The organism is Caulobacter sp. Root487D2Y, from assembly GCF_001427165.1.
Classification (GTDB): Bacteria; Pseudomonadota; Alphaproteobacteria; order Caulobacterales; family Caulobacteraceae; genus Caulobacter.
Window position 1 is genome coordinate 613,193 of the sequence record NZ_LMFD01000001.1, and the last position, 10,613, is coordinate 623,805.

A 10,613-nucleotide genomic window follows, 5' to 3' on the forward strand; every position below is an offset into this window, starting at 1 on the left:
CGTCGGAGGCTTCAAGGCGGCGAGGCCCTAACAGGGCTCAGCGTCGCGGGCTTCCGGATAACGATGGCGCGGAGCGATCGGGCTTCGTCGAAACGGTAACTATTCAAAGTTCTCCGGACGGTGTCCGGCGCTCCGCGACCCTTTCCATTCCCTCAGCGAGAGATCGCGTGAGCATGAAGAGCCATGCCGGTGAACACTTGCCCCCACCTGGCGGCTTCGCCGCCTGTCCGCCCCCACAGGGGGCGGAGGACGCCGCACCGCGCACCTCTTCCCCCTCTGGGGGAAGACGACCGCGAAGCGGTCCGTAGGGGGCAAGCGATCGCCGCAACTCGGCCCTCCCCCGCGGGGGAGGGCCGAGGCATCCTACTTCGTCAGCGGCCGCAGGATAATCTCCACCCGGCGGTTCTGGGCGCGGCCTTCGGCGGTGTCGTTGGAGGCGATCGGCTGGCGCTCGCCCTGGCCGGCGACGAAGACGCGGTCAGCCAGCACCTTGCCGGGACCGGTCAGATAGCCGGCCACCGCGCTGGCGCGGCGCTCCGACAGGGTCTGGTTGTAGTCGTCCGGGCCGCTGGCGTCGGCGTGGCCGACCACGTCGATCGTCGTCTGGGGATAGGCGTTCAGCGTGCGGGCCACGTCGTCGAGCACGCGGGTGAACTGCGGCTGGACCTCGGACTTGTCGACCGCGAAGGTCACGTCGCTGGGCATGATCAGCACGATCTGGTCGCCGTCGCGGCGGATCATCACGCCCGAGCCTTCCAGGCCGCGGCGGAAGTCGGCCTGCTGACGGTCCATGTAATTGCCCACGGCGCCGCCGGCCAGGGCGCCGACGCCCGCGCCGATCAGGGCGTTCTTGCGGCCCTGTTCGCCCTTGTTGGTGTTGGTCAGATAGCCGAGCACCGCCCCGACGCCGGCGCCCGCCAGGGCCCCCGTGCCGGTGTTGTTGCGGACGGGCATGCCGGTGTTGGGATCGGTGGTGGTGCAGGCGGCCAAGGCCAGGGCGGCCATCACGGCGACGCTGGCGGCGGTCTTCTTAATCATGGTCGGTTATTTCCTCGCGAACCCGTTCAGGTGATCTTGATCCCACACCATCGCGTGCGATCCTTGGCCGGCAGAACGCCCCGTCCATGGTCAAGTTCCAATACGGCCGATGACCCGGCGATGAACAGAGGCTTCGCACCCGCTCTTGGCGCTTTGGTCCTGGGCGGTGTAGTAAGTCCGGTCTTACTAATTTCCCATCTGGCTAACGTCGAGGCTCCAGCCCGTGTCCGCATCCGCTATCGAACCCGTCTCGTTCACCCTGTATTCGAAGGATTTCGACAGGTTCGCCCACGAGCTGGGCGCGTCGTTCCAGCGCTACGGGTTCGCGGTGATCTCGGACCACGACATGCCCCAGGCGCGCATCGACGCGGCCATCGCCGACGCCAAGGCCTTCTTCGCCCTGCCCGAGGAGACCAAGAAGCAGTACGCGCTCGGCAAGGGCGGGGCGCGCGGCTACATCCCGTTCGGCATCGAGACCGCCAAGGGCGCGACCCACTACGACCTGAAGGAATTCTGGCACGTCGGCCGCGACCTGCCGCCGGGCCATCCGTTCCGCGCCACCATGGCCGACAATGTCTGGCCGGCCGAGATCCCCAGCTTCCACCACAATGTCGGCTGGCTGTACGGCGCGCTCGACAGCCTGGGCGTGCGGGTGCTCAAGGCCATCGCCACCTATCTGAACCTGGGCCGCGACTTCTTCGATCCGACGGTCAAGGACGGCAACAGCGTGCTGCGCCTGCTGCACTATCCGCCGATCCCCAAGGACGCCACCGGCGTGCGGGCCGGGGCCCACGGCGACATCAACACCATCACCCTCTTGATGGGGGCCGAGGAAGGCGGACTGGAACTGCTGGACCGCAACGGCGATTGGCTGCCGATCAACCCGCCGCCCGGCTGCGTGGTCTGCAACATCGGCGACATGCTCGAGCGCCTGACCAACCACGTCCTGCCCTCGACGATCCACCGGGTGGTCAATCCGCCGCCGGAACGTCGCGGCGTGCCGCGCTATTCGACGCCGTTCTTCCTGCACTTCGCGTCGGACTATTTGATCAAGACCCTGCCCAGCTGCATCACGGACGAGAATCCGGACCGCTATCCCGAACCGATCACCGCCGACGCCTTCCTCCAGCAGCGTCTGCGGGAGATCAAGCTGGCCTAGCCGGCGGCCGACCGTCGACGGCGCCCTGGACCTCCATCCGCTCCGGGACGAGCCAGCGGCGAGGCGCCGTCAAAAGGAAATTAGACATGGAAAGGCCCGGAGCAGCGCTCCGGGCCTTTCTATTTCGTGATCCTCAGGTTCTGGATCGAGCCGGCGATGGTGTTGAAGACCGAGGTCAGCTCGTCGGCGTCGTTCACGTCGTAATACATGTCGAGCTTGGTGGCGCACGCCTGCAGGATGGCCTTGGAGTGGCTGGAGACGCCCACCCCGATGGCGTAGATCACCACCCCTTCGGCCTTGGCGTTTTCGCACAGCAGCTTCTCGCGGTAGTCGATCGCGTCTCGGCGGTTGGTGGCCGTGGAGCCGGCCGTCAGGGCCGTCCCGCTGGCGTTCTTCAGGCGGCCCTGAGCGATATAGCCATAGCCCGTATAGATCGAGTTGTTGGGGTTGGCGTAGGTGTCGTTGGTGTTGTCGCCGTCGGTCAGCAGCACGATCACCTTGGTGGTCTTCTTGCCGTCGGTGGTGGTCGGATTGACGCCGTCGGCGAAGGGCGCGTTGTTCGACAGGGTGTGCCAGCCCCAGGCCAGGCCCATGGCGACGTTGGTGTTGCCGTTGGCGATCATCTGACCGAGCTTGGTCTTGACGGCGTCGCGCTGGGTGGTGGCGCGGACATTGGTCAGGCGCATCAGGCTGGTCAGGCCGCAGCCGGCGTTGGGGCCGTAGGTGGTGCCGGTTTTGGCCTGGCTGAGCACCTTGCTCTTGTTGCTCGCGCCGTACTTGGCGATCGGAGTCGAACGGGTGGCCCAGGCGGTCGCCAGGGTGCCGCTGGGCGAGACCCCGTCCGGCAGCCAGTTGTTCATGATCGGGTTGCCGGGATTGCTGACGGTCCGGGCGTCGCGATAGCGGTTCGTGCTGGACTGGTTGACGCCGACCGTATTGTCGTCGGGTTCGTCCGGCGCGAAGAACGGCACGAACATCGAGGCGGGCGCCGAGGTGTTGGGCGCGTCGTCGGTGACATCGTAGGGCGCGGGTCGGCTTTCGACGCACCCGGCCCAGGTCAGGCCCAGGTTCGACAGCAGGGTGAAGCGGTTCTGGTTGGTCGCGAACACATCCGCGCCGTAGCCGGTGGTCGGCATCTTGCCAGCCAGCCAGCTGGTCTGGTTCTGATAGGTCGAGCCGACGTTCACGGTCATCGAAAACGGCACGACGCTGATCTTCACCGCGTCGGTCTCGGTGGCCCGGGCCGCGGCGGCGGCCAGCACGTCGACCAGCGACTTGGAGGCGTCAATCAGCGCGTCGATCTTCTTGGTCCCCGAGCCCAGGGTGCTGCCCATCGAACCGGTGTTGTCGAGCACCAGGGCCACTTCCAGCTTGTTCACCGAGCGCATCACGGTGGAGCCGGCGGCGACGTGCGTGTCGCCGCTGCTCCAGAGGTTGGAGATGATCGGCTTGATCGTGACGTTCTGGATGGCGCCGACCACGGTGTTGTTCGGGCCCAGGGCGAAGGTCGAGTTCTCGCGGGTGAGGGGCACGCCCAGGCCGGCCATCTCGGTGGCCAGGGCGGCGTCGCCGACGGTGTCCAGGGCGGCGTCGGTGGTCGCGGTCGACCGGGCCGCCATCAGGGTCGCGGCGTCGAGGGCGTCCTGCAGCTGGCGCTTCTGGACGCTGGTGCGGCTCAGATCGATCAGGCCGAAGGTCAGGATGGCGATGGGGATCATCAGTAGCGCGAACTGCACGGCGATGGCCCCGCGCTCGTCGTCGCGAAGACGCGCCGCAAGGCGTTTCCACATGGTCATGAGCAAGGCCCGACTCCCCAGAGATAGGGCATTATCGCCAAGGACGGTGAACGGGCCGCAAACGACGATGCTTAATCGTCGCATCCGGAAATCCATGGCCGCCAGCCCTCGACCGAGGGGGCGCGACGCCCGGTCCCTTTGGAAAAAGCCGCGAGAGCTGCTATATCCCCGCCTCGATCCCTGAAATGTCTTGCCTCCGGACCGCCCCTTGAGCGTCACCCTCGACCTGTCGCGCATGGCTCACTCTCCTTCAAGGGAGGGGGCCGACGCCCCCAAGCCGCCGATCAACCTGTCAGGCCTGACCCGACCGCAGATGGTCGCCGCCCTGACCGAGAGCGGCGTGGTCGAGCACGGCAAGGCCAAGATGCGCGCCACCCAGATCTTCCGCTGGGTGCACCATCGCGGCGTCACCGACTTCGCCCAGATGAGCGACGTGGCCAAGGAGACCCGCGCTCGGCTGGCCGAACGGTTCACGATCGCCCGCCCCGAGGTGGTCGAGCGCCAGGTGTCCAAGGACGGCACCCGCAAGTGGCTGATCCGCATGGCCCCCGGCATCGAGGTCGAAACGGTCTACATCCCGTCCGTTGGACGGGTCGGGGCGCTGTGCGTCTCCAGCCAGGTCGGCTGCACCCTGAACTGCAGCTTCTGCCACACCGGCACCCAGGCCCTGGTCCGCAACCTGACGGCCGCCGAGATCGTCGCCCAGGTGCAGATCGCCAAGGACGACCTGGCCGAATGGCCGTCCGACAAGGAAGACCGCCTGCTGAGCAACATCGTGTTCATGGGCATGGGCGAGCCGCTCTACAACATGGGCCAGGTGGCCGACGCCATCGAGATCATCAGCGACAACGAGGGCATCGCCATCTCGCGTCGCCGGATCACGGTCTCGACCTCGGGCGTGGTTCCGCAGCTGGAGGCCCTGGGCGAGAAGACCCAGGCCATGCTGGCGATCAGCCTGCACGCCACCAACGACGCCCTGCGCGACGTGCTGGTGCCGCTGAACAAGAAGTATCCGCTGGACCAGCTGATGGCCGGGATCCGCGCCTATCCGGGTCTCAGCAACGCCCGCCGGGTGACGTTCGAATATGTGATGCTGAAGGGCGTCAACGACAGCCCCGACGAGGCCCGCGCCCTGGTCAAATTGATCAAGGGCATCCCGGCCAAGGTCAACCTGATCCCGTTCAACCCCTGGCCGGGCACGGACTATCAGTGCTCCGACTGGACGGCGATCGAGAGCTTCGCCGCGATCCTCAACCGCGCCGGCTACTCCTCGCCGATCCGCACGCCGCGGGGCCGCGACATCCTCGCCGCCTGCGGCCAGCTGAAGAGCGAGAGCGAGAAGGTCCGCGCCTCGGCGATGCGCAAGCTGTCGATGGCGGCCATGGCCGGCGTGCTGGACGACGACGAGGACGAGGCGGCGGCCTAGATGTCGGCCGTCGCGCCGGACGCCGCGATGATGGCCGGCCCCGAGACGCTCGCGCGGTTCCTCGAGACGGCCGACCAAGGCGTCCTGCACGGCCTGTTCTCGACGGGCGATCTCGTCATCCTCGAGAACTTTCCGCCGCACGTGTTCACCGGCCAGGACGGCCTGGATCACTGGCGGGGCCTGATGGCCCGGCATGTGGGCGCGATCACCGATCTGCGCCACACCTTCGGCCCGCCGCAGGACTTCGTCCGCACCGGTGACACCGCCTATTTCTCCCTGCCCACCCGCTGGACCGGCGTCCGCGACGGCAAGCGGTTCGACGAGCACGGCGGCTGGTCGTTCGTGCTGGTGCTTGAAGGCGACGCCTGGCGGATCCGGTCCTACGGCTGGTCGGTCGTGAGCTTCGCTCAATAGCCCTGCGACCACACGCCTCCACGCTCGCCGACGAGCCCTCTACGCACGGCGCTCGATCCCGTGCTAGCAATGCGTCCCTCAAGTTTCGGGGTTTACCGCTTCCATGCCGCCACAGCTTCAGTCGCCCGAGATCCAGGCCTTCGCCAGCGGCTTGCCGCTCACCCTGATGCACGCCGCCATCACCCTGGTGATGCTGGTGGTAGGCACCGCGCTCTACGCCCTGCTGACCCCGCACAAGGAGATCAAGCTGATCCGCGAAGGCAACGCCGCGGCCGCCCTGTCGCTGGGCGGGGTGATGGTCGGCTTGGCCATTCCGCTGGCCACCTCGCTGTCGGCCTCGGTCTCGCCGCTGGAGATCGTGCTGTGGGGCGTCTCGACCATCGCCGTCCAGCTGCTGGTCTTCCGGATCACCGACATGCTGCTCAAGGGCTTGCCCGAGCGCATCAACGAGGGCGAGGTCGCCGCCGCGGCCCTGCTGGTCGGGGCCAAGATCGCCACGGCCCTGATCCTCGCCGCCGCCGTGGCGGGCTGAGACGGGCGAGCGGGGACGGATCCAGTGCATTTCCCCAAACTCCCGGACTGGCTGATCTACGGGGCGGTGGTCAGCGCCCTGCTGGTCGTCGCCATCGGCCGGCAGGAGCGTTCCGACGCGCCGCCGCCGCCGCCGCCGGTGCCGGGCGATGTCGGCCTGCCGCTGGGTCCCGCCTCGCCGTTCGACCCGTCCATCGTCGTCCAGGTGCCCGACAAGGGCCAGCCGGGCAGCGGCACGGCCTTCTCGGTCGATGACGGCGGCTCGTGGCTGACCGCCCGGCACGTGGTCGACGGCTGCCGCGAGGCGGCGATCGTCGTGGCCGACGGCCGGGGCGTGGCGGCCCGCATCACTCTGGATCCCGCCGGCGACGCGGCCATCCTGACCACCGAGGGCGGGGCCCCGGCCGTGCCGTTGCGCGCCGTGGCCGAGCCGCCCCGGCGCGGTGAGCGGGCCTATCATCCGGGCTTCCCGCAGGGCCATCCCGGCGAGGTGACCTCGCGTCTGCTGGGCCGCGAGAACCTGGTGATCCGAGGGCGCGGGGCACGGATCGAGCCGGTGCTGGTCTGGGCCGAGGTCGGCCGCACCGACAACCTGAAGGGCACGCTGTCGGGCCTGTCGGGCGCGCCGGCCCTGGACAGCGCCGGGCGGGTGATCGGCGTGACGGTCGCGGAGTCGCCGCGCCGGGGCCGGATCTACACGACGGCCCAGGAGACGGTCGAGGACCTGCTCAAGCAGGGTCGCCGCCGTCCGGCCAGCTTCGCCCTGGGCGAGGCGATCACCACCGAGAACTACGGCCGCGTCGCCGACGGCCTGCGTCGCGACCTGCGGGTGGCGCAGGTGGTCTGCCTGAAGGCCGAGCTTTAGGCGCTCTCGGCCGCCGCCGCCCGCTTGGCCGAGGCGGTCTGGCGCATCGACAGGATGATGAACAGAATCAGGGCTGGGACCCCGACCAGGCCAGCACCGACGAAGAAGATCGCATAGGCCGCCATCAGGCCGTGGCTGGCGCTGAGGCTTTCGACGACCGCGCCGGAGAATCCCTTCAGGAACTTGCCCAGCATGGCGTAGGTCGAGGACAGCAGGGCGTACTGGGTCGCCGTATAACCCAGGCTGGTCAGGCTGGACATGTAGGAGACCAGGGCGACGCCGGCAAAGCTCATGGCGAAGTTGTCGGCCGCCATCACCGCGCTGAATATGCCCACATGGCCTTTGCTGACCGTCAAAAGGGCGAAGGCGGCCACCGCGATCGGCTGCAGGATCGCGCCGAGGATCAGGGTGCGGGTGAAACCCAGCCGCAGGGCCGACAGGCCGCCGGCGGCTATGCCGACGATGGCGGCGACCAGGCCGACCGAACCGCGCACCGCCGCCACCGCGTCCTTGGTCAGGCCGATGTCGTGATAGAACGGGTTGGCCATCGGCCCCATGACGAAGTCGGGCAGACGGTAGAGCGCGACCGCCGCCAGCATCAGCACCCCGAACTCCTTGTGCGTGCGGAAGAAGTCGATGAACGGGCCGATCACGGCGTCGAAGAAGCCGCTGGGCGTCCATAGTGGCGCCTTGCCCTTCATCACCGCGTCGGCCCGGGCGGGCTCGATCGCTCTCAGGGTCGCGAAGACCGCGATGCCCATGCACAGGGCCGCGCCGAGATAGGAATGGCTCCAGCCGATGCGAGTGGCGGTGGCCAGGATCAGGGCGTCGGTGGCCAGCAGGGCGGCGCGGTAGCCCAACTGATAGGCCGAGGACAGCAGGCCCAGCTCCTCGCCGTTTTCCGCCGCCTCGATCCGCCAGGCGTCGACGACGATGTCCTGGGTCGCCGAAGCGAAGGCGACGATCACGGCGAAGACGCCGACTGTGGTCAGGCCGGCGTGAGGCCCGGTCAGGGCCATGCCGATAAGGCCCAGCCCGACCATCAGCTGCGAGATCAGCATCCAACCGCGCCGACGGCCCAGCCAGCGGCCGATCAGGGGTGCGTCCAGCCGGTCGACCAGCGGCGCCCAGAGATACTTCACCGAATAGGCCAGACCGACCCATGACAGGAAGCCGATCGCCTTCAGCGACGTGCCTTCCTCGCGCAGCCAGTAGCCAAAGGTGTTGCCGGTCAGCAGGAAAGGCAGGCCCGATCCGAAGCCGAGCGCCAGCATCACCCCGACCTTCGGTCGTCCCAGGGCCCGCAGCACGTCCATCATGCCACGCTTCTGCACCTTGGAGTCCGCCATGCCGTCGCTCGCGCCGAGGCGCGCTCCCCCTAAAAGTTAGGAGGCGACCTTGGCGCGCGTCGTGGCTTTCGTCCAGCCGAGGCCGGTCCAGTTCGTGAGCACCGCGCGCAGGGCCGGCGGAGTCAGGGGCTTGGCCAGGAAGTCGTTCATGCCGGCCGCCAGGCAGGCGCGCCGGTCCTCGTCGAAGGCGTCGGCGGTCAGGGCGACGATGGGCGTGGTCACGCCCCGTTCGCGCAGGGCCCTGGTCGCCTCGAGGCCGTTCAGGCCCGGCATGCGCAGGTCCATCAGGATCAGGTCGTAGAAGCCGCGCGACAGGGCCGAGACGGCCTCGTCGCCGCTGGCGATGCGGTCGACCTTGCAGCCCTCGCGCTCCAGCAGGGCGCGGGCCAGCAGGGCGTTGATCGGATTGTCCTCGGCCAGTAGCACGCGGACCCCCGGGGCGGCGGCCGGCGCGATGCGGTCGTCCTCGTGGGCGGCGGGCGTGGCGGTCGGGGCGATCTCGTTCTTGCTGGCCGCCGTCTTGGCGGAAGATTGGGCCGCCAGGACCTGGGCGATCAGCGAGGCGCGGCGCAGGGGCTTGATCAGGTAGCCGAGGCCGGCGGCCTTCAGCTTGGGAATGCGGTCGCGTTGGTCGGGGGTCAGCAGCACCACGCAGGCGCGGCCGGCCGGCGGCTTCAGCGCGCCGCGCGGTCCGGCCCCCTTCGCGCCTGACAAGGCGGCGTCGAGCAGCAGCACCGCGTCGACGGGCGCGCCCTTCAGGGCCGAGGCGACCGTCTCGCCCGACAGGGCCTGGCCGCCGCTGGCGCGGATCTGGCGAATGGCGGCCTCGCGGATCATGGCGTTGGGCGAGGCGATGGCGACGCAGCGGCCCGTCAGGGGCAGCTCCGCCGGCGCGGCGGCCGCGAAGTCGAACGGGGCCTCGAACCAGAAGTCGGCGCCCTGACCCAGTTCGCCGCCGACCCCGGCCTCGCCGTTCATGGCGCCGGCCAGGCGGGCGACGATGGCCAGGCCCAGGCCCGCCCCGCCCAGCTGGGCCTGATGCGAGGGATCGGTCTGGACGAAGGCCTCGAAGATCGCGGCGCGGGCCTCGGGGGCCACGCCCGGTCCGGTGTCGCGCACCGAGAAGCGCAGGCGCCCGTTGGTCGCCAGTTCTGCGCTCAGCAGGACCCCGCCGGTCTCGGTGAACTTGATGGCGTTGCCGGCGTAGTTCAGCAGCACCTGCCGCAGGCGGCCTTCGTCGGCCAGGATGGCCGGCAGGCCGGGCGCGGCCGCCCAGGCGATCTCGATGGCCTTCTCGTGGGCGCGGGGGCTCAGCAGCTCGGCGACCTGGCGCAGCAGGTTCTCGACGTCGACCGGGGCCGTGTGCAGCTCGATCGCCGTGGCGCCCAGGCGGGCGAAGTCCAGCACGTCGTTGACCAGCGACAGCAGGTGGTCGCCGCTTTCGCGCAGGGCGCCGACATAGGCCCGCTGCTCGGCGGTCAGCCGCGTGCCTTCCAGCAGCCGGGCCATGCCCAGCACGCCGTTCAGCGGGGTGCGGAACTCGTGGCTGAGGGTCGCCAGCTGTTCGGGGGTGATCCCGGCGGAGGAAGGACGGTTGCTCATGGCGGGAGACTGTAGCGCTCACGGCTTAACGACGGGTGTTCGGCGAGGGACTGTTCGGACGAGATCGCGCGGCGATCCCTTGCCCCCTACGGACCGCTTCGCGGTCGTCTTCCCCCAGGAGGGGGAAGAGGTGCGCGGTGCGGCGTCCTCCGCCCCCTATGGGGGCGGGCAGACCGCGAAGCGGTCAGGTGGGGGCAAGTGTTCGCGGGCACGGCTTCGCAGGCTCATGCGATCTCTCGCTGAGCTATCGGAAAGGGTCGCGGAGCGCCGGACATCGTCCGGAGAACTTTGAACAAATACCGTTTCGACGAAGCCCGATCGCTCCGCGCGGTCGTTATCCGGAAGCCCGCGACGCTGAGCCCTGTTAGGGCCTCGCCGCCTTGAAGCCTCCGACGGGCGGGCCAGGTCAACGACACCCGGTCCCGGACCGCGA

At 69.1% G+C, this 10,613-nt stretch carries 9 protein-coding genes; 5 read left to right on the top strand and 4 right to left on the bottom strand.

Translation table 11 applies throughout. The features are described from left to right. Positions 1 to 363: 363 nt before the first annotated feature. Entirely contained in the window at positions 364 to 1,038 is a 675-nt protein-coding gene (locus tag ASD38_RS02770; protein ID WP_056444102.1) for an OmpA family protein, read from the bottom strand. 223 nt (positions 1,039 to 1,261) lie between these two features. Between ASD38_RS02770 and ASD38_RS02775 the strand changes: the two genes are divergently transcribed. Then, entirely contained in the window at positions 1,262 to 2,197 is a 936-nt protein-coding gene (locus ASD38_RS02775) for an isopenicillin N synthase family dioxygenase (RefSeq protein ID WP_056444106.1), read from the top strand. Positions 2,198 to 2,316: 119 nt separating this feature from the next. Here ASD38_RS02775 and ASD38_RS02780 read toward each other — a convergent pair whose 3' ends face one another. Beyond that, complete coding sequence (locus tag ASD38_RS02780; RefSeq protein WP_235523743.1) at positions 2,317 to 3,993, bottom strand: TadE/TadG family type IV pilus assembly protein; 1,677 nt, start codon at positions 3,991 to 3,993, stop codon at positions 2,317 to 2,319. Between the two features lie 208 nt (positions 3,994 to 4,201). On the opposite strand from ASD38_RS02780, the gene rlmN reads away from it, so the two are divergent. The 4 genes from rlmN (at position 4,202) to ASD38_RS02800 (ending at position 7,229) form a co-directional block, all read left to right on the top strand. After that, positions 4,202 to 5,419 carry a 23S rRNA (adenine(2503)-C(2))-methyltransferase RlmN gene (gene rlmN / locus ASD38_RS02785; protein ID WP_056457366.1) on the top strand — a complete coding sequence of 406 codons (1,218 nt, stop codon included), beginning with the start codon at positions 4,202 to 4,204 and terminating at the stop codon, positions 5,417 to 5,419. Then, positions 5,420 to 5,833 carry a hypothetical protein gene (locus tag ASD38_RS02790; protein WP_056457369.1) on the top strand — a complete coding sequence of 138 codons (414 nt, stop codon included), beginning with the start codon at positions 5,420 to 5,422 and terminating at the stop codon, positions 5,831 to 5,833. A gap of 103 nt (positions 5,834 to 5,936) precedes the next feature. After that, positions 5,937 to 6,365 (top strand): DUF350 domain-containing protein, encoded by a 429-nt coding sequence (locus tag ASD38_RS02795; protein WP_056444118.1) that lies wholly within the window; start codon positions 5,937 to 5,939, stop codon positions 6,363 to 6,365. A gap of 24 nt (positions 6,366 to 6,389) precedes the next feature. Then, positions 6,390 to 7,229 (top strand): S1 family peptidase, encoded by an 840-nt coding sequence (locus ASD38_RS02800; RefSeq protein WP_056444121.1) that lies wholly within the window; start codon positions 6,390 to 6,392, stop codon positions 7,227 to 7,229. On the opposite strand, the gene ASD38_RS02805 is transcribed toward ASD38_RS02800, so the two are convergent. Then, positions 7,226 to 8,578 carry an AmpG family muropeptide MFS transporter gene (locus ASD38_RS02805; RefSeq protein ID WP_056457372.1) on the bottom strand — a complete coding sequence of 451 codons (1,353 nt, stop codon included), beginning with the start codon at positions 8,576 to 8,578 and terminating at the stop codon, positions 7,226 to 7,228. The genes ASD38_RS02800 and ASD38_RS02805 overlap by 4 nt on opposite strands. A gap of 36 nt (positions 8,579 to 8,614) precedes the next feature. Then, positions 8,615 to 10,180, bottom strand: coding sequence for a response regulator (locus tag ASD38_RS02810; RefSeq protein WP_056457375.1), 1,566 nt, complete (start codon positions 10,178 to 10,180; stop codon positions 8,615 to 8,617). Positions 10,181 to 10,613 lie beyond the last annotated feature (433 nt).

Excerpts from the sequence above, each read along its gene's own strand:
- ASD38_RS02770 (WP_056444102.1), bottom strand. The coding sequence starts at position 1,038 with ATGATTAAGAAGACCGCCGCCAGCGTCGCCGTGATGGCCGCCCTGGCC.
- ASD38_RS02780 (WP_235523743.1), bottom strand. The coding sequence starts at position 3,993 with ATGACCATGTGGAAACGCCTTGCGGCGCGTCTTCGCGACGACGAGCGC.
- ASD38_RS02790 (WP_056457369.1), top strand. The coding sequence starts at position 5,420 with ATGTCGGCCGTCGCGCCGGACGCCGCGATGATGGCCGGCCCCGAGACG.
- ASD38_RS02795 (WP_056444118.1), top strand. The coding sequence starts at position 5,937 with ATGCCGCCACAGCTTCAGTCGCCCGAGATCCAGGCCTTCGCCAGCGGC.
- ASD38_RS02805 (WP_056457372.1), bottom strand. The coding sequence starts at position 8,578 with ATGGCGGACTCCAAGGTGCAGAAGCGTGGCATGATGGACGTGCTGCGG.
- ASD38_RS02810 (WP_056457375.1), bottom strand. The coding sequence starts at position 10,180 with ATGAGCAACCGTCCTTCCTCCGCCGGGATCACCCCCGAACAGCTGGCG.